Raw genomic sequence first — 26188 nt, forward strand, 5'->3', positions numbered from 1 at the left:
GACATGCTGATCCCCCGTAGGGTCAAGCACCGCAAGCAGCACCACCCGAAGCGCCGTGGTCAGGCCAAGGGCGGTACGACGGTCTCGTTCGGCGAGTACGGCATTCAGGCCCTCACGCCGGCGTACGTGACCAACCGCCAGATCGAGGCGGCCCGTATCGCGATGACCCGCCACATCAAGCGTGGCGGCAAGGTCTGGATCAACATCTACCCGGACCGCCCGCTCACGAAGAAGCCTGCCGAGACCCGCATGGGTTCCGGTAAGGGTTCTCCCGAGTGGTGGATCGCGAACGTGCACCCGGGACGGGTCATGTTCGAGCTGTCCTACCCCAACGAGAAGATCGCCCGTGAGGCCCTCACTCGCGCAGCCCACAAGCTGCCGATGAAGTGCCGGATCGTCAAGCGCGAGGCAGGTGAAGCGTGATGTCGGCCGGTACCAAGGCGTCCGAGCTGCGCGAACTGGGTGACGAGGAGCTTCTGGCGAAGCTCCGCGAAGCCAAGGAAGAGCTGTTCAACCTCCGCTTCCAGGCGGCGACGGGTCAGCTCGAGAACCACGGTCGGCTCAAGGCCGTCCGTAAGGACATCGCGCGGATCTACACCCTGATGCGTGAGCGCGAGCTGGGCATCGAGACGGTGGAGAGCGCCTGATGAGCGAGAGCAACGTGACTGAGAACACCACGACCGAGGCCCGTGGCTTCCGCAAGACCCGCGAGGGTCTGGTCGTCAGCGACAAGATGGACAAGACCGTCGTCGTCGCCGTCGAGGACCGTGTGAAGCACGCGCTGTACGGCAAGGTCATCCGCCGTACGAACAAGCTCAAGGCTCACGACGAGCAGAACGCCGCGGGCGTCGGCGACCGTGTCCTCCTCGCGGAGACCCGGCCGCTGTCCGCGACGAAGCGCTGGCGCGTCGTCGAGATCCTCGAGAAGGCCAAGTAATTCTCCTGCGGCCCTAACACATAGGGGCCCCGCAGGACAGTTCCGCCAGGCTCGGCAGGGGCTCACCTCGTGACGAGGCGGCCCCTGCCGGGAACCGGCAGACAAACAGGAGATAGACGTGATCCAGCAGGAGTCGCGACTGCGTGTCGCCGACAACACTGGTGCGAAGGAAATCCTTTGCATCCGTGTGCTCGGTGGCTCCGGTCGCCGCTACGCGGGCATCGGTGACGTCATCGTCGCCACCGTCAAGGACGCGATCCCCGGTGGCAACGTGAAGAAGGGTGACGTCGTCAAGGCGGTCATCGTTCGCACCGTCAAGGAGCGCCGCCGTCCGGACGGCTCGTACATCCGCTTCGACGAGAACGCCGCCGTCATTCTGAAGAACGACGGCGACCCTCGCGGCACCCGCATCTTCGGCCCGGTCGGGCGCGAGCTGCGCGAGAAGAAGTTCATGAAGATCATCTCGCTGGCTCCGGAGGTGCTGTAAGCATGAAGATCAAGAAGGGCGACCTGGTCCAGGTCATCACCGGTAAGGACAAGGGCAAGCAGGGCAAGGTCATCGCGGCCTTCCCCCGTGAGGACCGTGTCCTGGTCGAGGGTGTCAACCGGGTCAAGAAGCACACGAAGGCCGGTCCGACCGCCAAGGGCTCGCAGGCCGGCGGCATCGTGACCACCGAGGCCCCGATCCACGTGTCCAACGTTCAGCTGGTCGTGGAGAAGGACGGCAACAAGGTCGTCACGCGCGTCGGTTACCGCTTCGACGACGAGGGCAACAAGATCCGCGTTGCCAAGCGGACGGGTGAGGACATCTGATGGCTACCACCACCACTCCGCGTCTGAAGACGAAGTACCGCGAGGAGATCGCGGGCAAGCTGCGTGAGGAGTTCTCCTACGAGAACGTCATGCAGATCCCCGGCCTCGTCAAGATCGTGGTCAACATGGGTGTGGGCGACGCCGCCCGCGACTCCAAGCTGATCGAGGGCGCCATCCGCGACCTCACCACGATCACCGGTCAGAAGCCGGCCGTCACCAAGGCCCGCAAGTCCATCGCGCAGTTCAAGCTGCGCGAGGGTCAGCCGATCGGCGCCCACGTCACGCTTCGTGGCGACCGCATGTGGGAGTTCCTGGACCGCACCCTGTCGCTCGCGCTCCCGCGCATCCGCGACTTCCGTGGTCTGTCCCCCAAGCAGTTCGACGGCCGTGGCAACTACACCTTCGGTCTCACGGAGCAGGTCATGTTCCACGAGATCGACCAGGACAAGATCGACCGTGTCCGGGGTATGGACATCACCGTGGTCACCACGGCGACCAACGACGCTGAGGGCCGTGCGCTCCTTCGTCACCTCGGCTTCCCCTTCAAGGAGGCGTGAGCGAGATGGCGAAGAAGGCTCTGATCGCGAAGGCTGCTCGCAAGCCCAAGTTCGCTGTGCGCGCGTACAACCGCTGCCAGCGTTGCGGCCGTCCCCACTCCGTGTACCGCAAGTTCGGCCTCTGCCGTGTGTGCCTTCGTGAGATGGCTCACCGTGGCGAGCTGCCGGGCGTGACCAAGAGCTCCTGGTAAAACCCCTTTTAGGGTTTCCAGAGGCTCTCGGTAAGCAATGGGCGTGTCAGGTGCCCACCCCTCCATGGCTTAGGCTGGGAGGGTTGGGCGCCCTGACGGTCGCCCGTACGACTTACTACGCCGTAGGTCCACCGCGCCGCACCCGTCCCGTCTCGGATCGGGGAGAGGGATGGCGCACCAGGAAACCCCGGCGAGAGAGGCCACAGGCCAATTCATGACCATGACTGATCCGATCGCAGACATGCTGACGCGTCTGCGGAACGCGAACTCGGCGTACCACGACTCCGTGACGATGCCGGCATCGAAGATCAAGTCTCACATCGCGGAGATCCTCCAGCAGGAGGGCTTCATCACGGGCTGGAAGGTCGAGGACGCCGAGGTCGGCAAGAACCTCACCCTCGAGCTGAAGTTCGGCCCGAACCGTGAGCGCTCCATCGCGGGCATCAAGCGGATCTCCAAGCCCGGTCTCCGGGTTTACGCGAAGTCCACCTCCCTGCCCAAGGTGCTCGGTGGCCTCGGCGTGGCGATCATCTCCACGTCGCACGGTCTCCTCACCGACAAGCAGGCCGGCAAGAAGGGCGTAGGCGGAGAAGTTCTCGCCTACGTCTGGTAGCGGAAGGGAACGGAGGAAACAGCTATGTCGCGCATTGGCAAGCTCCCCATCACGGTTCCCGCCGGCGTGGACGTCACCATCGACGGCCAGACGGTTTCGGTCAAGGGCCCCAAGGGCTCGCTGACCCACACCGTCGTTTCGCCGATCGAGATCGCCAAGGCTGAGGACGGCGTCCTGAACGTCACTCGCCCCAACGACGAGCGTCAGAGCAAGGCCCTGCACGGCCTGTCCCGCACGCTGGTGGCGAACATGATCACCGGCGTGACCGAGGGTTACGTGAAGAAGCTCGAGATCAGTGGTGTCGGTTACCGCGTGACCGCGAAGGGCTCGAACCTCGAGTTCGCGCTCGGTTACAGCCACCCGATCACCGTCGAGGCGCCCGAGGGAATCACCTTCAAGGTGGAGACCCCGACCCGCTTCCAGGTCGAGGGCATCGACAAGCAGAAGGTCGGCGAGGTTGCGGCCAACATCCGCAAGCTGCGCAAGCCCGACCCGTACAAGGCCAAGGGCGTCAAGTACGAGGGCGAAGTCATCCGCCGCAAGGTCGGAAAGGCGGGTAAGTAAGCCATGGCATACGGACAGAAGATCCTCAAGGGCGACGCTTACAAGCGTGCCGCGATCAAGCGTCGCCACATCCGGATCCGTAAGCACATCTCGGGTACGGCGGAGCGTCCGCGCCTGGTCGTAACGCGCTCCAACCGCCACATCGTGGCTCAGGTCATCGACGACATCAAGGGTCACACCCTGGCGTCGGCGTCGACCCTGGACACCACGATCCGCGGTGGTGAGGCCGACAAGTCCTCGCAGGCCAAGCAGGTCGGCGCCCTGGTCGCCGAGCGCGCCAAGGCCGCCGGTGTCGAGGCTGTCGTGTTCGACCGTGGTGGTAACCAGTACGCCGGGCGCATCGCCGCCCTGGCGGACGCCGCCCGCGAAGCCGGACTCAAGTTCTGAGTCGGTTCCGTAGCTAGCGGAAACAGAGAGAGGTAATTCCAATGGCTGGACCCCAGCGCCGCGGTGGCGGTGCCGGTGGCGGCGAGCGGCGGGACCGGAAGGGCCGTGACGGCGGCGCTGCTGCCGCCGAGAAGACCGCGTACGTTGAGCGCGTCGTCGCGATCAACCGTGTCGCCAAGGTTGTGAAGGGTGGTCGTCGCTTCAGCTTCACCGCGCTGGTCGTGGTGGGCGACGGTGACGGCACCGTGGGTGTCGGATACGGCAAGGCCAAGGAGGTGCCGGCCGCCATCGCCAAGGGTGTTGAGGAGGCCAAGAAGCACTTCTTCAAGGTCCCGCGTATCCAGGGCACCATCCCGCACCCGATCACGGGCGAGAAGGCTGCGGGCGTCGTCCTGCTCAAGCCGGCTTCCCCCGGTACCGGCGTCATCGCCGGTGGCCCGGTGCGTGCCGTGCTCGAGTGCGCCGGCGTGCACGACATCCTGTCGAAGTCGCTCGGCTCGTCGAACGCGATCAACATCGTGCACGCGACCGTGGAGGCCCTGAAGGGCCTGCAGCGTCCCGAGGAGATCGCGGCTCGCCGTGGTCTGCCCCTCGAGGACGTCGCTCCCGCGGCTCTGCTTCGTGCGCGTGCCGGGGCTGGTGCTGCGTAATGGCTCAGCTCAAGATCACGCAGACGAAGTCGTACATCGGCAGCAAGCAGAACCACCGTGACACCCTGCGTTCGCTCGGGCTCAAGCGCCTGAACGACGTGGTCGTCAAGGAGGACCGCCCCGAGTTCCGCGGCATGGTGCACACCGTCCGCCACCTCGTGACGGTCGAGGAGGTCGACTGATCATGGCGGAGAACAACCCGCTCAAGATCCACAACCTCCGTCCCGCCCCGGGCGCCAAGACCGCGAAGACCCGTGTCGGTCGTGGTGAGGCGTCGAAGGGTAAGACGGCCGGTCGTGGTACCAAGGGCACGAAGGCCCGCTACCAGGTTCCGGAGCGCTTCGAGGGCGGGCAGATGCCCCTCCACATGCGTCTTCCGAAGCTGAAGGGCTTCAAGAACCCGTTCAAGACCGAGTTCCAGGTCGTGAACCTCGACAAGCTGGCCGCGCTGTACCCGGAGGGTGGCGAGGTCACCGTCGAGGGTCTCGTCGCCAAGGGCGCCGTTCGCAAGAACAGCCTCGTCAAGGTCCTGGGCCAGGGCGAGATCTCCGTGGCACTGCAGGTGACGGTCGACGCCGTCTCCGGCTCCGCCAAGGAGAAGATCACCGCCGCCGGCGGTACCGTCACCGAGCTCATCTGATCACCTCAGGCGTCTCGATGACTTGATCGATCCCGACCGGGGATACCCCACAAATGGGGTATCCCCGGTTGGTCGTTCCTAGGGCGGGTGTGTCGCGGGTATGGTGACCAGCACTGCCCACTTTTCACAAGGTTCCCCCAAGAGGGCACCTTGAGCGGCAGTCGACCGTTACTCATGTCGTTGTCGTAAGTCGTTGTTCTTATTGGACCCTCAAGACCGTCACCCTTGACGCAGATGCGCGGGGGTCGCAGGAGGCACCGTGCTCACCGCGTTCGCCCGGGCGTTCAGGACGCCCGACCTGCGCAAGAAGCTGCTCTTCACGCTCGGGATCATCGTCGTCTACCGGGTCGGCACGCACATCCCGATCCCCGGCGTCGACTACACGTCCGTTCAGCGCTGTGTGGACGAAGCTTCCGGCCAGCAGGGAATCTTCGGTCTGGTGAACATGTTCAGCGGCGGCGCGCTGCTGCAGATCACCATTTTCGCGCTGGGGATCATGCCGTACATCACGGCGAGCATCATCCTCCAGCTGCTGACCGTGGTCATCCCACGCCTGGAAGCCCTCAAGAAGGAGGGCCAGGCCGGCACCGCGAAGATCACGCAGTACACGCGGTACCTCACGGTGGCCCTCGCCATCCTGCAGGGCACCGGCCTGGTGGCCACCGCCCGCAGCGGCGCCCTGTTCTCCGGCTGCTCGGTCGCCTCGAGCATCGTCCCGGACCGCGCGATCTTCACCACGATCGTGATGGTCGTCTGCATGACCGCCGGTACGGCCATGGTCATGTGGCTCGGCGAGCTCATCACCGACCGCGGCATCGGCAACGGCATGTCGATCCTGATGTTCATCTCGATCGCCGCGACGTTCCCCTCCGCGCTGTGGGCCATCAAGAAGCAGGGCACGCTGGCGGGAGGCTGGATCGAGTTCGGCACCGTCGTCCTGGTCGGCCTGGTCATGGTCGGCCTGGTGGTCTTCGTCGAGCAGGCCCAGCGCCGGATCCCCGTGCAGTACGCGAAGCGCATGATCGGCCGCCGGTCCTACGGCGGCACCTCGACGTACATCCCGCTCAAGGTGAACCAGGCCGGTGTGATCCCGGTCATCTTCGCCTCGTCGCTGCTGTACATCCCGGCTCTCGTCGCCCAGTTCTCCAGCGGAACCTCCAGCTGGAAGACGTGGATCGAGACCAACCTGACCAAGGGCGACCACCCGATCTACATCGTCACCTACTTCCTGCTGATCGTTTTCTTCGCGTTCTTCTACGTGGCTATCTCCTTCAACCCCGAGGAAGTAGCCGACAACATGAAGAAGTATGGTGGCTTCATCCCGGGCATCCGGGCTGGTCGGCCGACCGCTGAGTACCTGTCGTACGTGCTCAACCGGATCACCTGGCCGGGTTCGCTGTACCTGGGTCTGATCGCTCTCGTGCCGACGATGGCGTTGGTCGGTTTCAACGCGAACCAGAACTTCCCGTTCGGCGGGACCAGCATCCTGATCATCGTGGGTGTGGGTCTCGAGACGGTGAAGCAGATCGAGAGTCAGCTCCAGCAGCGCAATTACGAAGGGTTCCTCCGCTGATGCGAATCGTGCTCGTCGGGCCGCCGGGTGCCGGTAAGGGAACGCAGGCCGCGTTCCTGGCCAGGAACCTGTCGATCCCGCACATCTCCACGGGCGACCTGTTCCGGGCCAACATCAGCCAGCAGACGGAGCTCGGCAAGCTCGCGAAGTCCTACATGGACGCGGGCAACCTGGTGCCGGACGAGGTCACCATCGCGATGGCCAAGGACCGCATGGAGCAGCCGGACGCCGAGGGCGGCTTCCTGCTGGACGGCTTCCCGCGCAACGTGTCCCAGGCCGAGGCGCTCGACGAGGTGCTGCAGACCGAGAGCATGAAGCTGGACGCGGTGCTGGACCTCGAGGTCCCCGAGGAAGAGGTCGTCAAGCGGATCGCCGGCCGGCGGATCTGCCGCAAGGACTCCAGCCACGTCTTCCACGCCACCTACAGCCCGCCGAAGGCGGAGGGCGTCTGCGACGTCTGCGGCGGCGGGCTGTACCAGCGGGACGACGACACCGAGGAGACCGTCCGGACCCGGCTGGAGGTCTACCACACGCAGACCGAGCCGATCATCGACTACTACAAGGCGCAGGGGCTGGTCGTCACCATCTCCGCGCTCGGCAAGGTCGACGAGGTCACGGCGCGTGCCATGGACGCACTCCGGCGCGACGAGGACGGCGAGTAGCAGCCTTCGCACCCCGCGGTCGACGACCGGTGTGCGGTGCGGCGAGCATTCTGCGCAGAACGCCCGGCGGGGTCTCCCCGCCGGGCGTCCCGCGTTCCGGGGCCCGGTCCGGGAAGGGGTGACGCCTCGGCCGCGTCGGCGTACATGCGTGCGTACGCGTATTGTGGAGCGTCGCGATACCAGTGGCCCAGGAGGCGCAGACCGTCATGGTGCAGATCAAGACCCCCGAGCAGATCGCCAAGATGCGGGCGGCGGGGCTTGTCGTCGCCGCCATCCACGCGGCGACGCGGGAAGCGGCGGTGCCCGGGGCGACCACGAAGGACCTCGACGACGTCGCCCGCAAGGTGCTGGCGGAGAACGGCGCGAAGTCGAACTTCCTGGGGTACGGCGGCTTCCCGGCGACGATCTGCACCTCGGTGAACGACGTGGTCGTCCACGGCATCCCCTCCGACGAGGTCGTCCTCAAGGACGGCGACATCATCTCCATCGACTGCGGCGCGATCGTGGACGGCTGGCACGGTGACGCGGCGTACACGGCGTTCGTGGGCGGCGGCCACGCCCCGGAGCTGGTCGAGCTGTCCCGGGTCACCGAGGAGTCCATGTGGGCCGGGATCGCCGCGATGAAGCCGGGCAACCGCCTGGTGGACGTCTCGCGCGCGATCGAGACCTACATCCGCCGCCAGCCCAAGCCGGGCGGCGGCCGCTACGGCATCGTCGAGGACTACGGCGGCCACGGCATCGGCACCGAGATGCACATGGACCCGCATCTGCTGAACTACGTGGACCGCCGGCGGGGCAAGGGGCCGAAGCTGGTGCCGGGCTTCTGCCTCGCCATCGAGCCGATGGTGTCCCTCGGCACCCCGCGCACCGAGGTCCTCGAGGACGACTGGACGGTCATCACGACGGACGGCACGTGGTCCTCCCACTGGGAGCACTCGGTCGCGCTGACGGAGGCGGGGCCGCTGGTGCTGACCGCTCCCGACTGCGGCAGGGCGAAGCTCGCGGAGCACGGTGTGGAGGCCGCGCCCGATCCGCTGGCCTAGAGCGGCTGGACAGGGTGGGCAGGCAGTGCCGCTTAAGGATCTCCCCGGCGGGGCAGACTTCACGATTCGTGTTTCCGTCGGCCCTGACGTAGACTGACTCGTCGACTCCCGTGCACCCGCATGTCCGCATGCACCCTTCGGGGAATGGGTGGGGGAGTCGATCAAGGTAGTCGATTCGAAGGGCGAAGCGTGGCCAAGAAGCAAGGTGCCATCGAGATCGAGGGCACTGTCGTCGAGTCTCTTCCGAACGCCATGTTCAAGGTCGAGCTCCAGAACGGCCACCAGGTCCTGGCGCACATCAGCGGCAAGATGCGTATGCACTACATCCGTATCCTCCCTGACGACCGGGTCGTGGTGGAGTTGTCTCCGTACGACCTGACGCGTGGCCGGATCGTCTACCGCTACAAGTAGATCTTGCCCCGGCTCCGTGCGCTCTCCCGCGTGCGGGGTTGCCGGCAACTGACCCGGAGAACCTCACATCCCATGAAGGTCAAGCCGAGCGTCAAGAAGATCTGCGACAAGTGCAGGGTGATCCGCCGTCACGGTCGGGTCATGGTCATTTGCGAGAACCCGCGCCACAAGCAGCGCCAGGGCTGATCGCTCAGAGATCACACCCTCTGCACCACATCGCAGAGACTTCGCGCGACGCGAGCTGAATATGTTCATACGCAGGGCCCGGGCGGTCGCACCGCCTGACACCCCCGGTTCGGAGGCCGGGGACCCAGTCCGTACCAAATCTTCCGCAGTGAAGAGGACGGCGGCTGGGAGTCGGTCCTGTGGCAGACCTCCGAAGATCAAACTGGAGCCATTGAATGGCACGCGTTTCCGGTGTTGACATCCCGCGCGAAAAGCGTGTGGAGGTCGCCCTCACCTACGTGTTCGGCATCGGCCGGACCCTTTCCCAGGAGACGCTGGCAGCGACCGGCGTCGACCCGAACACCCGCGTTCGCGACCTCTCCGAGGAGCAGCTCGTCGCGATCCGCGAGTACGTGGACGCCAACATCAAGACCGAGGGTGACCTCCGTCGCGAGATCCAGGCCGACATCCGCCGCAAGGTCGAGATCGGTTGCTACCAGGGTCTCCGTCACCGTCGTGGTCTGCCGGTCCGCGGTCAGCGCACCAGCACGAACGCTCGTACCCGCAAGGGCCCGCGTCGCGCCATCGCCGGCAAGAAGAAGCCGGGCAAGAAGTAGTCCTCAGCGGACGCTCATCAGCGGTCTTCGCTGTAGGACCGACCACCTCCCGTAGGAGTTAATAGATGCCCCCCAAGGGACGTCAGGGCGCTGCCAAGAAGGTGCGCCGCAAGGAAAAGAAGAACGTCGCGCACGGCCAGGCGCACATCAAGAGCACGTTCAACAACACGATCGTGTCCATCACGGACCCGGCCGGAAACGTGATCTCGTGGGCCTCCGCCGGCCACGTCGGCTTCAAGGGCTCCCGCAAGTCCACGCCGTTCGCCGCGCAGATGGCCGCCGAGTCGGCTGCCCGTCGCGCGCAGGAGCACGGCATGCGCAAGGTCGACGTCTTCGTCAAGGGCCCGGGCGCCGGTCGTGAGACCGCCATCCGCTCCCTGCAGGCCACGGGCCTCGAGGTCGGCTCCATCCAGGACGTCACCCCGACCCCGCACAACGGCTGCCGTCCGCCGAAGCGCCGCCGCGTCTGACGCACGGTCGTCTCAGGTTTCGGGTTTCGGGCGGCACGTCCTGTTCAAGGCGTGCCGCCCGTACCCTTGCAGTACCGAGTCGGGCGTCAAATAGCGGGCGCCCCTGACTGAAGGATTCATCCATGCTGATCGCTCAGCGTCCCTCTTTGACCGAAGAGGTCGTCGACGAGTTCCGCTCCCGGTTCGTGATCGAGCCGCTGGAGCCGGGCTTCGGCTACACCCTCGGCAACTCCCTCCGTCGGACCCTCCTGTCGTCGATCCCGGGTGCGGCGGTCACGTCCATCCGCATCGACGGCGTCCTGCACGAGTTCACCACCGTGCCGGGCGTCAAGGAGGACGTCACCGACCTGATCCTCAACATCAAGCAGCTGGTCGTCTCCTCGGAGCACGACGAGCCGGTCGTGATGTACCTGCGCAAGCAGGGTCCGGGTCTGGTCACCGCCGCCGACATCGCGCCTCCGGCCGGTGTCGAGGTGCACAACCCCGACCTCGTCCTCGCCACGCTCAACGGCAAGGGCAAGCTGGAGATGGAGCTGACGGTCGAGCGCGGCCGCGGTTACGTTTCGGCTGTTCAGAACAAGCAGATCGGTCAGGAGATCGGCCGTATCCCGGTCGACTCGATCTACTCGCCGGTCCTCAAGGTCACGTACAAGGTCGAGGCCACGCGTGTCGAGCAGCGCACCGACTTCGACAAGCTGATCGTCGACGTCGAGACCAAGCAGGCGATGCGTCCCCGTGACGCCATGGCCTCCGCGGGCAAGACGCTGGTCGAGCTGTTCGGTCTCGCCCGCGAGCTGAACATCGACGCCGAGGGCATCGACATGGGCCCGTCCCCGACGGACGCCGCGCTCGCCGCCGACCTCGCGCTGCCGATCGAGGAGCTCGAGCTCACCGTCCGGTCGTACAACTGCCTCAAGCGCGAGGGCATCCACTCCGTGGGTGAGCTCGTGGCACGTTCCGAGGCCGACCTGCTCGACATCCGCAACTTCGGTGCGAAGTCGATCGACGAGGTCAAGGCGAAGCTGGCCGGCATGGGCCTGGCCCTCAAGGACAGCCCGCCCGGATTCGACCCGACCGCCGCCGCCGACGCCTTCGGCGCCGACGACGACGCGGACGCGGGGTTCGTGGAGACCGAGCAGTACTAGGCGCTCCGCGGGCCGCCGGTTCGTGACTGCGGGTCCGTCGTGGAGGGTCGCGCCCACGCGACGGAGTCGCAGTTCGACACCGCCCCGCGCCCCTACGGGGCGCGGATCCTCCGGACGCGCTGACAAGGCGTCCGGATCTTCGACAGACGACCGTCTGCTCGGATACTGACCCCGGTACCTGATACGGCCGGGGCAGACACCTAGGAGAGACACCATGCCGAAGCCCACCAAGGGTGCCCGTATGGGCGGCAGCGCCGCGCACGAGAAGCTGCTCCTCGCGAACCTCGCGAAGGCGCTGTTCGAGCACGGCCGCATCACCACCACCGAGGCGAAGGCGCGCAAGCTGCGTCCGTACGCCGAGCGTCTGGTCACCAAGGCGAAGAAGGGCGACCTTCACAACCGCCGTCAGGTGCTCCAGGTCATCACGGACAAGAGCATCGTGCACACGCTCTTCACCGAGATCGGCCCGCGCTACGAGAACCGTCCCGGTGGCTACACCCGCATCACCAAGATCGGTAACCGCCGTGGCGACAACGCGCCCATGGCCGTCATCGAGCTGGTCGAGGCGCTGACCGTCGCGCAGCAGGCGACGGGCGAGGCCGAGGCCGCCACGAAGCGTGCGGTCAAGGAGTCCGAGGAGGCCAAGGTCGAGGAGACCAAGGCCGACGAGGCTCCCGCCGAGGAGTCGAAGGACGCGTAAGCGTTCTGCGGGGGCTGTGCGTCCGCGGCCGCGGGTTCGCCGTGGCCCCTCGCGCGGTTCCACGCGCCCCTTGGGGCGATCGCGGGTCCGCTCCCTTCGAGGAGCGGGCCCGCTTTTGTGTTGCTGAGAGGATCTGTACGTGAGTGACGAAGCACAGCCCGGGTTCGTGCGGGTGCGGCTGGACCTGTCCTACGACGGGGCCGAATTCTCCGGATGGGCCAAGCAGGCCGGGGGACGGCGGACCGTGCAGGGGGAGATCGAGGACGCGCTGCGGACCGTCACCCGCTCGGGCGGGACGACGTACGAGCTGACGGTGGCCGGGCGCACCGACGCCGGGGTGCACGCGCGGGGCCAGGTCGCGCATGTCGATCTGCCGGAGGCGGTCTGGCGTGAGCACCACGAGAAGCTGCTGAAGCGGCTCGCCGGGCGGTTGCCGAAGGACGTGCGGGTGTGGGCCCTGCGGGAGGCGCCGAGCGGGTTCAACGCGCGGTTCTCGGCGATCTGGCGGCGGTACGCCTACCGGGTCACCGACAACCCCGGGGGCGTCGATCCGCTGCTGCGGGGGCACGTCCTGTGGCACGACTGGCCGCTCGACGTGGACGCCATGAACGAGGCGGCCCGGCAGCTGCTCGGCGAGCACGACTTCGCCGCGTACTGCAAGAAGCGGGAGGGTGCGACCACCATCCGCACGCTCCAGGAGCTGAGTCTGACCAAGGGCGACGACGGGATCGTCACCGCGACCGTCCGGGCCGACGCCTTCTGCCACAACATGGTGCGTTCGCTGATCGGGGCGCTGCTGTTCGTGGGGGACGGGCACCGCGGCCCGGAGTGGCCCGCCAAGGTGCTCGCGGCGGGCGTGCGGGACTCGGCCGTGCACGTCGTGCGGCCGCACGGACTGACGCTGGAGGAGGTCGGCTACCCGGCGGACGAGCTGCTCGCCGCGCGCAGCAAGGAGGCGCGCAACCGGCGGACGCTGCCCGGGGCCGGGTGCTGCTGACGCCGGCGCCCGTGCCCGGTGGGCCCGGGCCGGCCGGTCAGCTGTTGGCGGCCGCCGACGCCTGGGCCTCGCCGCGGCGGCGGAGCTGCTGGAACGCGAACTCGGCCAGGTCGTCGCCGGTGGTGAAGACGGCGGTGTCCTTGGTGGTGACGTCCTTGCCGTTCGCGAAGCCGGTGATCGTGAAGTAGGCGTACCGGCCGTAGGAGTTGGTCGTGGAGCGGCAGATCGCGCCGTTGCAGAAGGCCTTGACGCTCCCGCCGGCGAGGGCCTTGACGATGCTCTTGCCGTCGGACTGGCTCTTGACCTTGAGGGCCTGCGCCTCGGTGTCGAAGACGGCCACGCCGACCGTGACCGCGATGCCGTCCCTGGCGTAGGTGACGCGCATGATGCGGGTGCAGCCGTTGGCGGCGAGGATCTTGCCCAGGGTGCCCGCGGCGCCCGTGGCGCACGAGGTGCTGTCGGCCTTCGCGCCCTTCTTGTACACGGCCGTGCCCATGGTCAGCTGCCGGCCGGGGAAGAGCAGCTCCGGCCCGTTGGGGGCGGTGTCCTTGGCCTTGCTGGAGACGAACTCCTTCGGGTCCAGCGGGGGCGGGGCGCTGGTCGGCGCGAAGGTCGGGGTGCTGGACGCGCTCGGCAGGTCGGCGGTCGCGGGCAGCGAGGACGTGGGCCGGTTGGCCTTGTCGTCGCCGTTCGCCGACACCACGCCCATGGCCACGGCGGTGCCGATGCCGAGTGTGGCGAGCGCGCCGCCGCCTATGAACAGCAGCCGGCGGCGTTTGTTGCGGGTCTCGGACGCCTCGGCGAGCGCGGCCCAGTCCGGGGTGCTGCCGTCATCGCCGGTGCCCCACGGCTGCTGGGAGTTCGGTTTCCACGGATCCCACTGGGACTGAGGTCCCCCCTGCCCATAGCTCATGGGGCGCATCTTAGACGGGGTGCGGGGTGTGCTGTTCCGTGCCGACGGGTAGCGGAGACCCGTGGATTCGGGGGCGGGGGGCGGGCAAACACGACATCTCCGGGTGCTTGGTACGGCGTTCTCCCAGGCCGTCCCCGGACATGTGGCGCGGGCCACTTCGGAGGGGCGTTTCCCGCGCCGATCGGGCTCGTTTTGACCCCGCCATGGAGACGCGGGTATCCTGCATCTTCGTTGTGTATTGGCGCGCTCTTCTCACGGGACGGGCCCTTACACCGGTCCACCGGGCCGATGACCAGCGACCGGCACGCGGTATGCGTCACCGCAGTGCGGTCTCGGCTGTCGTGATCGTCTTCGGTGACCTTGTCAGGACCAATTCACTGAAGAAGCGAAGGCTACGAACCGTGCGTACGTACAGCCCCAAGCCCGGCGATGTGACGCGCCAGTGGCATGTCATCGACGCTCAGGACATCGTCCTGGGCCGTCTCGCCACCACTGCCGCGTCCCTCCTCCGGGGCAAGCACAAGCCGATCTACGCGCCCCACGTCGACACCGGTGACTTCGTCATCATCATCAACGCCGACAAGGTGCACCTCTCCGGCAACAAGCGGACCCAGAAGATGGCGTACCGCCACTCCGGGTACCCGGGCGGTCTGCGCTCCGTGCGCTACGACGACCTCCTCGCGAACAACCCCGAGAAGGCCGTCGAGAAGGCCGTCAAGGGCATGCTCCCCAAGAACACGCTGGGCCGTCAGATGCTGTCGAAGCTGAAGGTCTACAAGGGTGACGTGCACCCGCACGCGGCGCAGCAGCCCGTGCCGTTCGAGATCACCCAGGTCGCGCAGTAATTCCGGCCACACCCCTAGCTGAAAAGAACTGAGGAGAACCGTGGCCGAGACCACTGCCGAGCAGCCGCTCGAAGAGACCGAGCTCGTCGACATCGAGAGCTACACCACCGAGTCCGAGGTCCCCGTCGAGGGTGAGTACACCTCGGAGTCCCTGGCCTCCCGCTTCGGCGAGGCCCAGCCGGCGGCCGGCCTGGGCCGTCGCAAGAACGCCATCGCCCGCGTCCGGATCGTTCCGGGCTCCGGCAAGTGGAAGATCAACGGGCGCACGCTCGAGGACTACTTCCCGAACAAGGTGCACCAGCAGGAAGTCAACGAGCCCTTCAAGGTGCTCGAGCTCGACAACCGCTACGACGTCATCGCCCGTATCTCGGGTGGCGGTGTCTCCGGTCAGGCCGGTGCGCTCCGTCTCGGTGTCGCTCGTGCGCTGAACGAGGCCGACGTCGACAACAACCGCGGCACCCTCAAGAAGGCCGGCTTCCTCACGCGTGACGACCGCGCGGTCGAGCGCAAGAAGGCCGGTCTGAAGAAGGCCCGCAAGGCCCCGCAGTACAGCAAGCGCTAAGCTTCGCTGCCTGCTCGTACGTATCCCGGAGCGGGTCTCATCGCCTCGCCCGTACGTACTCCGAACGCCCCGGCGGCACGCCACAGTGTCGTCGGGGCGTTCGTTTTATCGCAGCCGTGGGCGTATAACGGCACAAGGTGCTCAAAGGGTTGTGCGATGGGATGTCCGGGGCATCAAATGCCTGGATGCGGGATGGGATGCGGGAGCGGCCGCAGGCCGACCGACCGGCGACCCGGCCCGCACGGCCTGTGAAACTGACGCTTCCTCAGGAGGACAAGTGGGACGACTCTTCGGCACGGACGGCGTGCGCGGTGTCGCCAACGCGGATCTGACGGCGGAGATGGCCCTCGGCCTGTCCGTCGCGGCGGCGCACGTGCTGGCCGAGGCGGGCACCTTCGAGGGTCACCGACCGGTGGCCGTCGTCGGACGGGACCCGCGCGCGTCCGGGGAGTTCCTGGAAGCGGCCGTGGTGGCGGGTCTGGCCAGTGCGGGCGTGGACGTGCTGAAGGTCGGCGTGCTGCCGACGCCGGCGGTCGCGTACCTCACCGGCGTGCTCGGCGCGGACCTCGGCGTGATGCTCTCGGCCAGCCACAACGCCATGCCCGACAACGGGGTCAAGTTCTTCGCCCGCGGCGGTCACAAGCTCGCCGACGAGCTCGAGGACGCCATCGAGACCGTGTACGAGGAGCACCGCACCGGCGCTCCCTGGGACCGGCCGACCGGCGGCGGCGTCGGTCGCGTGCGTTCGTACGACGAGGGGTTCGACCGGTACGTCGCCCACCTCATCGCCGTCCTGCCCAACCGTCTCGACGGGCTGCGGATCGTCCTCGACGAGGCGCACGGCGCTGCCGCGTGGGTGTCGCCGGAGGCGTTCGCCCGGGCCGGCGCGGAGATCGTGACCATCGGGGCGGAGCCGGACGGGCTCAACATCAACGACGGCTGCGGGTCGACCCACCTCGACAAGCTGAAGGCCGCGGTCATCGAGCACGGCGCCGCCCTCGGCATCGCGCACGACGGCGACGCGGACCGCTGCCTCGCCGTGGACCACACCGGTGAGGAGATCGACGGCGACCAGATCCTCGCCGTGCTGGCGCTGTCCATGCGGGAGCGGGGCGTGCTGCGCTCGGACACCGTTGTCGCGACGGTCATGTCCAACCTCGGGTTCAAGCTGGCCATGGAGCGCGAGGGGATCCACCTCGTGCAGGCCGCGGTCGGCGACCGCTATGTGCTCGAGGAGATGAAGGAGCACGGGTACGCGCTCGGCGGCGAGCAGTCCGGGCACGTGATCATCCTCGACCATGCGACGACCGGCGACGGCACACTGACCGGGCTGATGCTGGCGGCTCGCGTCGCGGAGACCGGGCGGTCGTTGCGTGAGCTGGCCTCCGTGATGGAGCGGCTGCCGCAGGTGCTGATCAATGTGCCCGACGTCGACAGGTCCCGGGTGGGGGACTCGGTCGAGCTGGCGACTGCCGTCGGCGAGGCGGAGCGGGAACTCGGGTCCACCGGGCGGGTGTTGCTGCGGCCTTCCGGGACCGAGCCGCTGGTTCGGGTGATGGTCGAGGCGGCGGACATCGATCAGGCTCGTGCTGTTGCCGGGCGGCTGGCGGATGTCGTGAAGTCCGCGCTGGGTTAGCCGGGGGCGGGCCGGGCCGGGGCGGATCGGGTTTGGGGTTCTGCGCGTCGCGGGGTGCGGGTGCGGGTGCGTTGTGGCTTGTCGCGCGGTTCCCCGCGCCCCTGGGTGGGTCCGGCCTGGCCGGTGGTGATGGGTGCGGGTGGGGTGGGGTGGGTCGCGGGGTTTCCCGCGCCCCTGGGGGTTGGGGTGGGCGGGGTCGTCAGGTTGCTTTGGCTGGGGGGCGTTGCTTTGACCAGGCCCATTTCTGGATCAGCAGGGTCAGGGTGCCGGCCAGGATGATGCCCAGGAGGTTCAGCAGGAGCTGTTGTGCCGAGCCCCACGTCTGGTTCATGTCGCCATAGCTGAGGGCGACCGCCGCGTTCGCCGCCGCCGGGACCGTCGTCACCGAGATCGCCACGCCCACCAGGGCGCCCGATTTCGCCGAGGTCAGGGAGAGGGTGCCGGCGACTCCGGCGAGCACGGCGACGACGAAGGAGAAGGCGTCCGGGGCGTAGACGAAGCCGGTCTGCGGGCGGTCCCCCTCCAGTCGGTCCTTGCTGAACAGGTCCAGCGCGTCCATGAAGAGGCTGAAGCCCACGGTCACCGCCATGGCCACGGCGAAGCCCACCAGGAGTGCGATCAGTGAGCGCAGGGCCAGGCGGGGGGCGCGCTGCACGATCGAGGTGGAGATGCCGGCGAGCGGGCCGAACTCCGGGCCGACCGCCATCGCGCCGACGATGAGGACCGCGTTGTCGAGCACCACGCCGCAGGCCGCGATCATCGTGGCCAGCGTGATGAAGGCGAGGTAGGTGACGGAGAGCGTCGAGTCCTCGTGGGTGGCGTCGGTCAGGTGCTCCCACAGGACCGCGTCCGCGCCTTCGCCGGGAGCTTCCGCCTCGGCCTTGTCCGCACGCAGGGAGAGCGACAGGTCGATGTTCTCCACGGCGATCGAGCCGGTCTCCTCCAGGCCCAACTCCTGGAGGTCGGAAAGGAGTTCGTCGCCCGCCTCGCGGGCCACGTCGCACAGGACGACGTCGCCGGCCGGGTTGCGGGCGGCCCGGGGCAGGACCACGAGGTGGGTGGCCCCGACGGTCCGCTCGATCAGGCGGACCACGTCGTCGGTCCGCTCCGCCGGGGTGATCAGGCGCAGGTGCAGCATGGGGGCAGGGTAGCCGTCAGAGTTTGCGCAGGCGCAGCCGCTGGACCTTGTGGTCGGGTCCCTTGCGGACCACGAGGCCGGCCCGGCCGCGGGTGGGGGCGATGTTCTCCACCAGGTTGGGCTTGTTGATGGTGCGCCAGAGCGTGCGGGCGTAGTCGAGGGCCTCCTCCTCGGAGACCTGGGTGTACTTGCGGAAGTACGAGTCCGGGTTCTGGAAGGCGGTCTGACGCAGTTTCCGGAACCGGCTGAGGTACCAGCGCTCGATGTCCTCGGTGCTCGCGTCGACGTACACGCTGAAGTCGAAGTAGTCGGCGAGGCCGACGCGGGTGCGGCCGTCGCTGCCGGGCAGGGCGGGCTGCAGGACGTTCAGGCCCTCGACGATGAGGATGTCGGGGCGGCGGACGGTGAGCCGCCGGTCGGGGACGATGTCGTAGATCAGGTGGGAGTAGACCGGCGCGGTGACCTCGCCCTTGCCCGCCTTGATGTCGGCGACGAAGCGGGTCAGCGCGCGGCGGTCGTAGGACTCGGGGAAACCCTTGCGGGACATCAGGCCGCGGGCTTCGAGTTCGTGGGTGGGCAGCAGGAAGCCGTCCGTGGTGACCAGCTCCACGCGCGGGTGCTCCGGCCAGCGGGAGAGCAGCGCCTGCAGCAGACGGGCGACCGTCGACTTGCCGACGGCGACGGAGCCGGCGACCCCTATGACGAAGGGAGTGCCGGACTGCGAGCCCTTCTCGCCCAGGAAGGTGTTCAGGGCGCCGCGCAGGCCGTCGGTGGCGCCCACGTAGAGGTTGAGGAGGCGGGAGAGCGGGAGGTAGATGTCCCGCACCTCGTCGAGGTCGATGACGTCGCCCAGACCGCGCAGCTTCTCGAGCTCCTCGGCGGTCAGCGGCAGCGGGGTCTTCTCCCGCAGCGCGCTCCACTCGGATCGGGTGAGGTCGACGTAGGGAGTCGCCTCCGGCCTGTGCCGGTGGGCGCTCCGGGGCATCGGGGGGACCGGAGAGATCACAGTCCATTGTTAACGGAGTTTGAACGGGATGGCGGGTGGGGTCCGTCACGCCGGCCGGCGGGGGCAGTGGCCCCGGTCGGCGATCGGGACGCGGACGGGGTGCTCCTGCGGCGGCGGGAATTTCCGGAATCGGGCACGTGGGGACTCTTTCGGGGCGGGGATCGGTCGTAGGCTGCCGCGCATGTGCGGAATCGTGGGATACGTGGGGTCTCAGTCGGCGCTCGACGTCGTGATGGCCGGACTGAAGCGGCTGGAGTACCGGGGGTACGACTCGGCGGGTGTCGCCGTGCCGGCCGACGGAGGGCTCGCCGCGGCGAAGAAGGCGGGCAAGCTCGTCAATCTGGAGAAGGAGCTGACGGAGCGGCCGTTGCCGGCCGGGACGACGGGCATCGGGCACACCCGGTGGGCCACGCACGGCGGGCCCACCGACGCCAACGCCCATCCGCATCTCGACAACGCGGGGCGTGTCGCCGTCGTGCACAACGGGATCATCGAGAACTTCGCCGCGCTGCGGGCCGAACTGGCCGAGCGGGGACACGAACTGCTGTCCGAGACCGACACCGAGGCCGTCGCCCATCTGCTCGCCGAGGAGTACTCCGTGACCTCCGACCTGGCGGAGGCGATGCGGCTGGTGTGCCGGCGGCTGGAGGGCGCGTTCACGCTGGTCGCGGTGCACGCGGACGAGCCGGACGTGGTGGTCGGGGCGCGCCGCAACTCGCCGCTGGTGGTGGGCGTCGGCGAGGGCGAGGCCTTTCTCGCCTCGGACGTCGCCGCGTTCATCGCGCACACCCGGTCGGCGATCGAGCTGGGCCAGGACCAGGTGGTGGAGCTGCGCCGGGACGGGGTGACGGTCACCGGGTTCGACGGCCGGCCGGCCCAGGTGCGGTCCTACCACGTCGACTGGGACGCTTCGGCGGCGGAGAAGGGGGGCTACGACTACTTCATGCTCAAGGAGATCGCCGAGCAGCCCAAGGCCGTCGCGGACACCCTGCTGGGAAGGATCGACGCCGGCGGCTCGCTGACCCTCGACGAGGTGCGCATCCCCGCGCGGGAGCTGCGGGAGATCGACAAGATCGTCGTCGTCGCCTGCGGAACGGCCTTCCACGCGGGGCTGATCGCCAAGTACGCCATCGAGCACTGGACGCGCATCCCCTGCGAGGTCGAGCTGGCCAGCGAGTTCCGCTACCGCGATCCGATCCTGGACCCGCGCTCCCTGGTCATCGCCATCTCCCAGTCCGGCGAGACGATGGACACGCTGATGGCGCTGCGGCACGCGCGGGACCAGGGGTCGAAGGTGCTCGCCATCTGCAACACCAACGGGTCGACCATCCCCCGTGAGTCGGACGCCGTGCTCTACACGCACGCGGGGCCGGAGGTGGCCGTCGCGTCGACCAAGGCGTTCCTGACCCAGCTGGTGGCGTGCTATCTGGTCGCCCTGTATCTCGGGCAGGTACGCGGCACCAAGTGGGGGGACGAGATCCGGGCCGTCGTCCGGGACCTGGCGCGGATCTCCGGCGAGGTGGAGCGGGTGCTGGAGACCATGGAGCCGGTGCGGGAGCTGGCCCGGTCGCTGGCCGACAAGGACACCGTGCTGTTCCTCGGGCGGCACGTGGGCTATCCCGTCGCGCTGGAGGGCGCGCTCAAGCTGAAGGAGCTCGCCTACATGCACGCGGAGGGGTTCGCGGCGGGGGAGCTGAAGCACGGGCCGATCGCCCTCATCGAGGAGGACCTGCCCGTGGTGGTGGTCGTGCCCTCGCCGCGCGGCCGGTCCGTCCTGCACGACAAGATCGTCTCCAACATCCAGGAGATCCGGGCGCGGGGGGCGCGGACCATCGTGATCGCGGAGGAGGGGGACGAGGCGGTCGTGCCGTACGCGGACCATCTCGTGCGGATCCCCGCCACGCCGGTGCTGCTCCAGCCGCTGGTGGCGACGGTGCCGTTGCAGGTGTTCGCGTGCGAGCTGGCGACCGCGCGGGGCAACGAGGTGGATCAGCCGCGCAACCTCGCGAAGTCGGTCACCGTGGAGTAGAGGCCGCCGGGGAGGGGAGAGCGGCCGCCGGGAGCAGGGATTCTCGCGCGCGGGGAGGGGTGGGGAGCTCGCGCGTGGGGGTGGGGGGCGTGTCGTGTGTCCACCCCCACGCGGTGGGTCAGCTCCGGGTGCGGCGTCTGCGCGCGGCGAACAGTTTCCAGGCCGCGAAGAGCAGCGGCAGTTCCATGATCCAGACGCCGGTGACCGCGTCCCACTCCGGGTCCGCCATCGCGGACTCGTCGGCCGTGATGATCCCGCACAGCAGGCCCCAGGCCGCCGCGAGCAGGCCCACCAGCCACAGGGCGGCGGTCCAGCCCCGCGCCGAGCCGCCGGACCCGGCCGCCCGGGCCGTCGGGGGCCGCTTGCGCGGCTGCGGGATGTGGTCGGGTTCGCGGGCCGGCATCCGTACGATCGCCTCGCCGGGCACGGCCGCGTCCAGCGCCGCGATGCGGTCCGGCATGACGCCTTTGTACAGGGTCGGCTCCACGGTCACCGAGAAACCGTCGAGGCCGGTGAGGGTACGGGCGCCGTCGGGGCGCGCGGTCATCGCCGCACAGGCGTCGTGGCGGACGGTGACCGGGCCCCTCGGGGTGAGCAGGCTGACCCCCTCCGCGCCGATGACCAGGGTGACGTCCTCGTTCTCCAGGGACTGGTGGCGGGTGCCGGTCACGGCGGCCGTGGAGAACTGCGGGGCGAGGGTGAGGCCCGCCCAGTCGACGCCCCGGCCCGGCACCTGCAGCAGCGCGGCGTCCCACGCCTGGCGGGCGACCTCGTGCAGGTCCTGCGTCGTCACCGCGTTCAGTTCGGCGCGGTGCTGGTCGGGGGTGAGGATGCGGTGCCCGAGCAGCAGGCTCAGCGCGTACGAGGGGAGCACCGCGGCGCCGAGGTCGGGGGCGTCGTACACCTTGAGGAGCTTGCCGCGGACGGAGTCCAGCTCGGCCTGCTCGATGCGGCCCGCGCGCAGCCGGGCGAGGGTGTCGACGAAGCCGCCGACGACCGCGTCCTGCTTCTGCGGGAGGGCGTCGGCGTAGGCGGTGAGGGTGGCGAACTCGGCGTCGCGCGGGCTGTAGTCGGCCTCCGCGGAATAGGAGTAGCCGCCCTCCTGGCGCAGGTCCTGGAAGAGGGCCCGGCCGAGGACGTCCGCGAAGACGCTCGCCGCGGTGGAGCGGCGCAGCACCGAGGTGAGGACGACATGGCCGTCGTCGCCGCTGATGTACGCGGGCGTGACGGGCAGGGCGCTGGTCGCGGCCGGGGCGGGGAAGCGGGACCCCGGGGGGAGGGTCAGGTCCAGGCCGTCGGGGACGTGGTCGCTGGTGATCCACAGCACCGCGTTGTCCCTGGTGAAGCGGGTCTCCGCCCAGTGGCGGACCTGCTCGGGGGTGAGGCTCCAGGTGCCCAGTTCGTTGTAGCTGGACAGTCCGTAGCCCTGGGCGCCGTACCGCCACAGCGGCATCTGGTGCTGGGGTCCGCCGCCGCGGCCGGCCGCCTCCGTGCGGAGGATCTCCCGTTCGGTCTCCAGCCGCTCCATCGGCAGGTCCCGCAGGCCGGCGCACACGCTGTTCAGGTACTCGACCACCCCCTCCTCGCTGCCCTGCACGTGGAAGAGGGTGTACGCGTTCGCCGTCGCGCCGTTGTAGTGCAGGTCGGACAGGCCCAGGCGGTGCAGGGCGAGGTGCTCGACGAGGTGGGTGACGCCGGCCGTGGCCAGCGTCTCGTCGGCGCGGCCCACCCGGAAGAAGAGACCGGCGGTGATCTCCTTGCCGGAGGCGGGGGCGTAGAGGGTGGGCACGCCGTTCGTGGTGGTGTGCGAGACGAGGCCCTCGAGAGCGGCGAGGCCGTCCGGGGCGTCGACGTCGTCGTGCTTGTTCAGGTTCGTGGTCATCGGGCGCCGCCTCCACGGGATTCCAGCGCGGCCTTGCGGAAGCCGAGAAACGCCGACCTCTGGTCGGGCAGGTACTGCCACGGGTATTCCGTGGCGCGGTCGCCGAGGAAGGCGAAGTGCGGGGCCGCGTCCGCGTGGTGGCCGCCCAGCGAGAAGGCGAACGCGAACGCGCTGTGCGCGCCGACCGAGTTCCAGTCGGGCCGGTGGTCGGGGTGCAGCACGGAGACCTGCGCGGCGAAGCGCAGGTCGTCGCGGACCGGCACGCCCCGCAGGTACGCGGCGTCCTCGCCGCTCGGCAGGTCCAGCCAGTGCTCGATGTGGGCGAGGGCCACCACGGCGGCGGAGTTCGACCCGTCGGGGGCCCCGGTCGCGCACTCCCGGGCGAAGCCGTGCGCCGCCTCCCAGGAGCCGCCCCACTTCGGGCACACCTGCTGCAGCAGCTGCGTCTGCGCGCGGTAGTGGTGCGGGTGGTGCGCGGACAGCCGGTCGTAGCGGCGGCGGGCCTCGGCCTGCCCCAGCTGCAGACCGCGGGCGGTCGTCAGCCGGGTGGTCCAGGCGGGGGCGTACGAGGGCTGCTCGGCGCAGACCTCGATCAGCAGCCGCTCGGCCCGCCGCAGCCAGTCGTGGAACTGGCTGAACTGATCCTGCGAGACGTCCTTGGCGCGGGCGCCGCTGCGGATGTCCCAGCCGATGTACACGTACCGCTCGGCGAGCAGCGTGCGGGGCAGCGGGTCCGCGGGCGATTCGGCCGCCGCCCGCTCCAGGAAGCCCTCGACGCCGGCGATGTCGGCGAGGAGGCTGGAGGCCGAGGAGATCCTGTCGACGGAGCCGAGACCCGCGAAGCAGGCCCGGACGGCCGGCCAGTCCCCGGCCTGCGCGGCGGTGCGCAGCGGGATCAGCTCGGGTGTGTTGTCGTACGGGTCGAACGTCGGCCCCGAAGAGCCCATGGGTCCGCCGCCGGTCATGCCGCTGGTCGTGCTGGTCATTCCCCCGCCCCCTGGCGTCGCCGTCCGCGGCGCGCGGGCTGGCCCCCCAGGGCGCGCGGCGGTGAGAGTCCGCTGTGCAAGTCTGCTTCCGACTTGACGTGATCAAGTCGCCGCAGGCTAGCACCAGGCGGTGACATCGAGGCCCTAGGGTGCTCGGCATGAGCATCATCGGGGTCGGTATCGACGTGGCCGAGATCGAGCGCTTCGCGGCGTCCATGGAACGCACTCCCGGGCTCGCCGAGCGGCTGTTCCTGCGGAGCGAGTTGCTGCTGCCCAGCGGCGAGCGCAGGGGCATGGCGTCGCTGGCGGCCCGGTTCGCGGCGAAGGAGGCCCTCGCCAAGGCGCTCGGGGCCCCGCCCGGGCTGCTGTGGACCGACGCCGAGGTGTACGTCGAGGAGAGCGGGCGGCCCCGGTTGCGGGTGCGGGGGAGCGTCGCCGCCCGGGCGGCCGAACTGGGCGTACGGGGATGGCATGTGTCGCTGAGTCACGACGCGGGCGTGGCCTCGGCGGTGGTGGTGGCCGAGGGGTGAGGCGTGCGGGTGCGGTGGCGGGGGAGGCCGGGGCAGACTCGACCGTATGCGTACTGCCTACTGCGTGGAGACCGTCCGTCGTGCCGAGCGGGAGCTGATGGCCCGGGTCCCGGAAGGGGCCCTCATGCAACGGGCCGCCGCCGGGCTCGCCGCCGCCTGCGCCGACCTGCTGGGCCGGGTGTACGGACGCCGGATCGTGCTGCTGGTCGGCAGCGGGGACAACGGGGGTGACGCCCTGTACGCCGGGGCGCGGCTCGCCCGGCGCGGGGCCGGGGTGACCGCCGTGCTGCTCGCGTCCGGGCGGACCCACCCCGGAGGGCTGACGGCGCTGCGCCGGGCCGGCGGCGCGACCGTGGCCCCCGACGCGGCCGGCGACCTCGTCCGCCGCGCCGACCTGGTGCTCGACGGCGTCGTCGGGATCGGCGGCAAGGGCGGTCTGCGGCCGGAGGCGGCGGACGTGGCCGCGCTGGTCGAGCGGGCCCGGGCCCTCGTCGTCGCCGTCGACCTGCCCAGCGGCGTCGACGCCGACACCGGAGAGGTGCACGGGAGCGCGCTGCGCGCCGACCTCACCGTCACCTTCGGCACGCACAAGCCGGCGTTGCTGGTCGATCCCGCGCGCGAGTACGCCGGTTCGGTGCGGCTCGTCGACATCGGGCTCGGCGGCCACCTGCCCGCCGTACCCGGGCTGGAGGCGCTGCAGCACGCGGACGTGGCCGCCCTGCTGCCGGCACCGGGCGGGGAGAGCGACAAGTACCGGCGGGGCGTCGTCGGGATCGCCGCCGGGTCGGCCCGGTATCCGGGGGCCGCCGTCCTCGCCGTCGCGGGAGCGCTGCGCGGCGGGGCGGGGGCGGTGCGCTACGTCGGTCCGGCCGGGGACGCGGTCCTCGCGCGGTTCCCCGAGACGCTCGTGTCGGAGCGAGGGCCCGCACACGCCGGACGGGTGCAGGCCTGGGTCGTCGGTCCGGGCGCCGGGGACGACGCGGCGACGGTCGCGGAGGTGCTGGCCGCCGACGTGCCCGTGCTGATCGACGCCGACGGGCTGCGGCTGGCGGACGCCGACGCGGTGCGGGGGCGTGCCGCGCCGACGCTGATGACGCCGCACGCCGGGGAGGCGGCCGCGCTGCTGGGCGTGGCGCGCGAGCAGGTGGAGGGGGCCCGGCTGGCCTCGGTGCGGGAGCTGGCGGCGCGGTACCGGGCGACGGTGCTGTTGAAGGGGTCGACGACGCTGGTCGCCGACGCGGGCGGCGAGGGCCCCGTGCGGGTCAACGCCACCGGGACGGCGTGGCTCGCCACGGCCGGCAGCGGGGACGTGCTGTCGGGACTCGCGGGCTCGTTGCTGGCGGCCGGGCTGGGGGCGCTGGACGCGGGCAGCGTCGGGGCGTACCTGCACGGCCTGGCGGGTCGGTACGCGGCGGACGGGGCGCCGGTCGGGGCGCACGACGTGGCCGAGGCGATCCCGCGGGCCTGGCGGGACGTGTGCGACTGAGGGGACTGAACGGTGCTGGCGTGGCTGGCGTGGCTGGCGT

At 69.5% G+C, this 26188-nt stretch carries 34 protein-coding genes; 29 read left to right on the top strand and 5 right to left on the bottom strand.

The features are described 5' to 3' along the window. Nucleotides 1-3: 3 nt before the first annotated feature. From rplP to truA, 23 genes are all read left to right on the top strand, one after another. Nucleotides 4-423, top strand: coding sequence for a 50S ribosomal protein L16 (rplP, locus tag QF032_RS23710; protein WP_006140905.1), 420 nt, complete (start codon nucleotides 4-6; stop codon nucleotides 421-423). Then, nucleotides 423-647, top strand: coding sequence for a 50S ribosomal protein L29 (gene rpmC / locus QF032_RS23715; protein ID WP_003998824.1), 225 nt, complete (start codon nucleotides 423-425; stop codon nucleotides 645-647). The genes rplP and rpmC overlap by 1 nt, the downstream gene beginning before the upstream one ends. After that, on the top strand, nucleotides 647-937 hold the full coding sequence (gene rpsQ / locus QF032_RS23720; protein ID WP_069770397.1) for a 30S ribosomal protein S17: 291 nt from the start codon (nucleotides 647-649) through the stop codon (nucleotides 935-937). Before rpmC ends, rpsQ begins: the two co-directional genes overlap by 1 nt. Nucleotides 938-1055: 118 nt before the next feature. After that, nucleotides 1056-1424, top strand: coding sequence for a 50S ribosomal protein L14 (gene rplN / locus QF032_RS23725; protein ID WP_003998823.1), 369 nt, complete (start codon nucleotides 1056-1058; stop codon nucleotides 1422-1424). Between the two features lie 2 nt (nucleotides 1425-1426). Beyond that, nucleotides 1427-1750 carry a 50S ribosomal protein L24 gene (rplX, locus tag QF032_RS23730; protein ID WP_030039760.1) on the top strand — a complete coding sequence of 108 codons (324 nt, stop codon included), beginning with the start codon at nucleotides 1427-1429 and terminating at the stop codon, nucleotides 1748-1750. Then, complete coding sequence (gene rplE, locus QF032_RS23735; RefSeq protein ID WP_030788262.1) at nucleotides 1750-2307, top strand: 50S ribosomal protein L5; 558 nt, start codon at nucleotides 1750-1752, stop codon at nucleotides 2305-2307. The genes rplX and rplE overlap by 1 nt, the downstream gene beginning before the upstream one ends. Nucleotides 2308-2312: 5 nt before the next feature. Beyond that, nucleotides 2313-2498 (top strand): type Z 30S ribosomal protein S14, encoded by a 186-nt coding sequence (locus tag QF032_RS23740; RefSeq protein WP_030890724.1) that lies wholly within the window; start codon nucleotides 2313-2315, stop codon nucleotides 2496-2498. A 214-nt stretch (nucleotides 2499-2712) separates the two neighbouring features. Next, on the top strand, nucleotides 2713-3111 hold the full coding sequence (gene rpsH / locus QF032_RS23745; protein WP_030788259.1) for a 30S ribosomal protein S8: 399 nt from the start codon (nucleotides 2713-2715) through the stop codon (nucleotides 3109-3111). 24 nt (nucleotides 3112-3135) lie between these two features. Continuing rightward, the gene (gene rplF / locus QF032_RS23750; protein WP_057584674.1) at nucleotides 3136-3675 is read left to right on the top strand and encodes a 50S ribosomal protein L6; all 540 of its coding nucleotides are present in this window, start codon (nucleotides 3136-3138) and stop codon (nucleotides 3673-3675) included. Nucleotides 3676-3678: 3 nt separating this feature from the next. Next, on the top strand, nucleotides 3679-4062 hold the full coding sequence (gene rplR / locus QF032_RS23755; protein ID WP_057584673.1) for a 50S ribosomal protein L18: 384 nt from the start codon (nucleotides 3679-3681) through the stop codon (nucleotides 4060-4062). 41 nt (nucleotides 4063-4103) lie between these two features. Next, nucleotides 4104-4712, top strand: a complete 609-nt coding sequence (gene rpsE / locus QF032_RS23760; protein WP_013001409.1) for a 30S ribosomal protein S5 — start codon at nucleotides 4104-4106, stop codon at nucleotides 4710-4712. Continuing rightward, a complete protein-coding gene (gene rpmD / locus QF032_RS23765) occupies nucleotides 4712-4894 on the top strand; it encodes a 50S ribosomal protein L30 (RefSeq protein ID WP_030788246.1) in 183 nt (60 codons plus the stop codon). The genes rpsE and rpmD overlap by 1 nt, the downstream gene beginning before the upstream one ends. Nucleotides 4895-4896: 2 nt before the next feature. Continuing rightward, entirely contained in the window at nucleotides 4897-5352 is a 456-nt protein-coding gene (gene rplO / locus QF032_RS23770; protein WP_057584672.1) for a 50S ribosomal protein L15, read from the top strand. Between the two features lie 259 nt (nucleotides 5353-5611). After that, entirely contained in the window at nucleotides 5612-6925 is a 1314-nt protein-coding gene (gene secY / locus QF032_RS23775) for a preprotein translocase subunit SecY (RefSeq protein ID WP_307045302.1), read from the top strand. Further along, the gene (locus tag QF032_RS23780) at nucleotides 6925-7587 is read left to right on the top strand and encodes an adenylate kinase (RefSeq protein WP_307057414.1); all 663 of its coding nucleotides are present in this window, start codon (nucleotides 6925-6927) and stop codon (nucleotides 7585-7587) included. Before secY ends, QF032_RS23780 begins: the two co-directional genes overlap by 1 nt. A 206-nt stretch (nucleotides 7588-7793) precedes the next feature. Next, on the top strand, nucleotides 7794-8630 hold the full coding sequence (map, locus tag QF032_RS23785) for a type I methionyl aminopeptidase (RefSeq protein ID WP_307045304.1): 837 nt from the start codon (nucleotides 7794-7796) through the stop codon (nucleotides 8628-8630). 189 nt (nucleotides 8631-8819) lie between these two features. Further along, a complete protein-coding gene (gene infA, locus QF032_RS23790; RefSeq protein WP_003948620.1) occupies nucleotides 8820-9041 on the top strand; it encodes a translation initiation factor IF-1 in 222 nt (73 codons plus the stop codon). Nucleotides 9042-9113: 72 nt separating this feature from the next. Further along, complete coding sequence (rpmJ, locus tag QF032_RS23795; protein WP_003998809.1) at nucleotides 9114-9227, top strand: 50S ribosomal protein L36; 114 nt, start codon at nucleotides 9114-9116, stop codon at nucleotides 9225-9227. Nucleotides 9228-9442: 215 nt separating this feature from the next. Next, the gene (gene rpsM / locus QF032_RS23800) at nucleotides 9443-9823 is read left to right on the top strand and encodes a 30S ribosomal protein S13 (protein WP_020132619.1); all 381 of its coding nucleotides are present in this window, start codon (nucleotides 9443-9445) and stop codon (nucleotides 9821-9823) included. 65 nt (nucleotides 9824-9888) lie between these two features. Further along, the gene (gene rpsK / locus QF032_RS23805) at nucleotides 9889-10293 is read left to right on the top strand and encodes a 30S ribosomal protein S11 (RefSeq protein WP_010354218.1); all 405 of its coding nucleotides are present in this window, start codon (nucleotides 9889-9891) and stop codon (nucleotides 10291-10293) included. A gap of 122 nt (nucleotides 10294-10415) precedes the next feature. Beyond that, nucleotides 10416-11438 carry a DNA-directed RNA polymerase subunit alpha gene (locus tag QF032_RS23810; protein WP_307045305.1) on the top strand — a complete coding sequence of 341 codons (1023 nt, stop codon included), beginning with the start codon at nucleotides 10416-10418 and terminating at the stop codon, nucleotides 11436-11438. Between the two features lie 214 nt (nucleotides 11439-11652). Next, nucleotides 11653-12138, top strand: a complete 486-nt coding sequence (gene rplQ, locus QF032_RS23815; RefSeq protein WP_107442405.1) for a 50S ribosomal protein L17 — start codon at nucleotides 11653-11655, stop codon at nucleotides 12136-12138. A gap of 139 nt (nucleotides 12139-12277) precedes the next feature. Next, nucleotides 12278-13135 (top strand): tRNA pseudouridine(38-40) synthase TruA, encoded by an 858-nt coding sequence (gene truA, locus QF032_RS23820; RefSeq protein WP_307045306.1) that lies wholly within the window; start codon nucleotides 12278-12280, stop codon nucleotides 13133-13135. A 37-nt stretch (nucleotides 13136-13172) separates the two neighbouring features. Here truA and QF032_RS23825 read toward each other — a convergent pair whose 3' ends face one another. Then, complete coding sequence (locus QF032_RS23825; RefSeq protein ID WP_307057416.1) at nucleotides 13173-14048, bottom strand: hypothetical protein; 876 nt, start codon at nucleotides 14046-14048, stop codon at nucleotides 13173-13175. A 401-nt stretch (nucleotides 14049-14449) separates the two neighbouring features. Here QF032_RS23825 and rplM point away from each other — a divergent pair, with 401 nt between their 5' ends. The 3 genes from rplM to glmM all read left to right on the top strand — a co-directional run bounded on the left by rplM (nucleotide 14450) and on the right by glmM (nucleotide 17091). After that, complete coding sequence (gene rplM / locus QF032_RS23830) at nucleotides 14450-14893, top strand: 50S ribosomal protein L13 (protein WP_020132189.1); 444 nt, start codon at nucleotides 14450-14452, stop codon at nucleotides 14891-14893. 40 nt (nucleotides 14894-14933) lie between these two features. Next, on the top strand, nucleotides 14934-15455 hold the full coding sequence (rpsI, locus tag QF032_RS23835) for a 30S ribosomal protein S9 (RefSeq protein WP_307057417.1): 522 nt from the start codon (nucleotides 14934-14936) through the stop codon (nucleotides 15453-15455). Between the two features lie 277 nt (nucleotides 15456-15732). Beyond that, nucleotides 15733-17091, top strand: a complete 1359-nt coding sequence (glmM, locus tag QF032_RS23840) for a phosphoglucosamine mutase (RefSeq protein ID WP_306949756.1) — start codon at nucleotides 15733-15735, stop codon at nucleotides 17089-17091. 199 nt (nucleotides 17092-17290) lie between these two features. On the opposite strand, the gene QF032_RS23845 is transcribed toward glmM, so the two are convergent. Further along, a complete protein-coding gene (locus tag QF032_RS23845; protein WP_307045309.1) occupies nucleotides 17291-18229 on the bottom strand; it encodes a DUF389 domain-containing protein in 939 nt (312 codons plus the stop codon). A gap of 16 nt (nucleotides 18230-18245) precedes the next feature. Further along, nucleotides 18246-19214, bottom strand: a complete 969-nt coding sequence (gene coaA, locus QF032_RS23850) for a type I pantothenate kinase (protein WP_306949754.1) — start codon at nucleotides 19212-19214, stop codon at nucleotides 18246-18248. A 202-nt stretch (nucleotides 19215-19416) separates the two neighbouring features. Between coaA and glmS the strand changes: the two genes are divergently transcribed. Beyond that, nucleotides 19417-21264 (top strand): glutamine--fructose-6-phosphate transaminase (isomerizing), encoded by a 1848-nt coding sequence (glmS, locus tag QF032_RS23855; RefSeq protein WP_307045310.1) that lies wholly within the window; start codon nucleotides 19417-19419, stop codon nucleotides 21262-21264. A 118-nt stretch (nucleotides 21265-21382) separates the two neighbouring features. Here glmS and QF032_RS23860 read toward each other — a convergent pair whose 3' ends face one another. Then, nucleotides 21383-23146: a M16 family metallopeptidase gene (locus QF032_RS23860; RefSeq protein WP_307057419.1), complete on the bottom strand. Its 1764-nt coding sequence runs from the start codon at nucleotides 23144-23146 to the stop codon at nucleotides 21383-21385. Beyond that, entirely contained in the window at nucleotides 23143-24132 is a 990-nt protein-coding gene (locus tag QF032_RS23865) for a hypothetical protein (protein WP_307045312.1), read from the bottom strand. Before QF032_RS23865 ends, QF032_RS23860 begins: the two co-directional genes overlap by 4 nt. 158 nt (nucleotides 24133-24290) lie before the next feature. Here QF032_RS23865 and QF032_RS23870 point away from each other — a divergent pair, with 158 nt between their 5' ends. Both QF032_RS23870 and QF032_RS23875 read left to right on the top strand, forming a co-directional pair. Next, nucleotides 24291-24662, top strand: a complete 372-nt coding sequence (locus QF032_RS23870) for a holo-ACP synthase (protein WP_306949750.1) — start codon at nucleotides 24291-24293, stop codon at nucleotides 24660-24662. 46 nt (nucleotides 24663-24708) lie between these two features. After that, complete coding sequence (locus QF032_RS23875; RefSeq protein ID WP_307057421.1) at nucleotides 24709-26148, top strand: NAD(P)H-hydrate dehydratase; 1440 nt, start codon at nucleotides 24709-24711, stop codon at nucleotides 26146-26148. Nucleotides 26149-26188 lie beyond the last annotated feature (40 nt).

This window comes from Streptomyces achromogenes (assembly GCF_030816715.1).
Taxonomy (GTDB): domain Bacteria; phylum Actinomycetota; class Actinomycetes; order Streptomycetales; family Streptomycetaceae; genus Streptomyces; species Streptomyces achromogenes_A.

Bases quoted from the DNA above. Each gene is read 5' to 3' on its own strand.
- rplE (WP_030788262.1), top strand. From the start codon at position 1,750: ATGGCTACCACCACCACTCCGCGTCTGAAGACGAAGTACCGCGAGGAG.
- glmS (WP_307045310.1), top strand. From the start codon at position 19,417: ATGTGCGGAATCGTGGGATACGTGGGGTCTCAGTCGGCGCTCGACGTC.
- rpmD (WP_030788246.1), top strand. From the start codon at position 4,712: ATGGCTCAGCTCAAGATCACGCAGACGAAGTCGTACATCGGCAGCAAG.
- coaA (WP_306949754.1), bottom strand. From the start codon at position 19,214: ATGCCCCGGAGCGCCCACCGGCACAGGCCGGAGGCGACTCCCTACGTC.
- map (WP_307045304.1), top strand. From the start codon at position 7,794: ATGGTGCAGATCAAGACCCCCGAGCAGATCGCCAAGATGCGGGCGGCG.
- rplP (WP_006140905.1), top strand. From the start codon at position 4: ATGCTGATCCCCCGTAGGGTCAAGCACCGCAAGCAGCACCACCCGAAG.
- rplQ (WP_107442405.1), top strand. From the start codon at position 11,653: ATGCCGAAGCCCACCAAGGGTGCCCGTATGGGCGGCAGCGCCGCGCAC.
- rpsK (WP_010354218.1), top strand. From the start codon at position 9,889: ATGCCCCCCAAGGGACGTCAGGGCGCTGCCAAGAAGGTGCGCCGCAAG.
- rplO (WP_057584672.1), top strand. From the start codon at position 4,897: ATGGCGGAGAACAACCCGCTCAAGATCCACAACCTCCGTCCCGCCCCG.
- QF032_RS23865 (WP_307045312.1), bottom strand. From the start codon at position 24,132: ATGACCAGCACGACCAGCGGCATGACCGGCGGCGGACCCATGGGCTCT.
- rplX (WP_030039760.1), top strand. From the start codon at position 1,427: ATGAAGATCAAGAAGGGCGACCTGGTCCAGGTCATCACCGGTAAGGAC.
- QF032_RS23870 (WP_306949750.1), top strand. From the start codon at position 24,291: ATGAGCATCATCGGGGTCGGTATCGACGTGGCCGAGATCGAGCGCTTC.
- rpmC (WP_003998824.1), top strand. From the start codon at position 423: ATGTCGGCCGGTACCAAGGCGTCCGAGCTGCGCGAACTGGGTGACGAG.
- rplF (WP_057584674.1), top strand. From the start codon at position 3,136: ATGTCGCGCATTGGCAAGCTCCCCATCACGGTTCCCGCCGGCGTGGAC.
- rpsM (WP_020132619.1), top strand. From the start codon at position 9,443: ATGGCACGCGTTTCCGGTGTTGACATCCCGCGCGAAAAGCGTGTGGAG.
- rpsQ (WP_069770397.1), top strand. From the start codon at position 647: ATGAGCGAGAGCAACGTGACTGAGAACACCACGACCGAGGCCCGTGGC.
- QF032_RS23740 (WP_030890724.1), top strand. From the start codon at position 2,313: ATGGCGAAGAAGGCTCTGATCGCGAAGGCTGCTCGCAAGCCCAAGTTC.
- QF032_RS23845 (WP_307045309.1), bottom strand. From the start codon at position 18,229: ATGCTGCACCTGCGCCTGATCACCCCGGCGGAGCGGACCGACGACGTG.
- rpsH (WP_030788259.1), top strand. From the start codon at position 2,713: ATGACCATGACTGATCCGATCGCAGACATGCTGACGCGTCTGCGGAAC.
- QF032_RS23780 (WP_307057414.1), top strand. From the start codon at position 6,925: ATGCGAATCGTGCTCGTCGGGCCGCCGGGTGCCGGTAAGGGAACGCAG.
- QF032_RS23810 (WP_307045305.1), top strand. From the start codon at position 10,416: ATGCTGATCGCTCAGCGTCCCTCTTTGACCGAAGAGGTCGTCGACGAG.
- rpsE (WP_013001409.1), top strand. From the start codon at position 4,104: ATGGCTGGACCCCAGCGCCGCGGTGGCGGTGCCGGTGGCGGCGAGCGG.
- QF032_RS23875 (WP_307057421.1), top strand. From the start codon at position 24,709: ATGCGTACTGCCTACTGCGTGGAGACCGTCCGTCGTGCCGAGCGGGAG.
- QF032_RS23860 (WP_307057419.1), bottom strand. From the start codon at position 23,146: ATGACCACGAACCTGAACAAGCACGACGACGTCGACGCCCCGGACGGC.
- rplR (WP_057584673.1), top strand. From the start codon at position 3,679: ATGGCATACGGACAGAAGATCCTCAAGGGCGACGCTTACAAGCGTGCC.
- rpmJ (WP_003998809.1), top strand. From the start codon at position 9,114: ATGAAGGTCAAGCCGAGCGTCAAGAAGATCTGCGACAAGTGCAGGGTG.
- QF032_RS23825 (WP_307057416.1), bottom strand. From the start codon at position 14,048: ATGAGCTATGGGCAGGGGGGACCTCAGTCCCAGTGGGATCCGTGGAAA.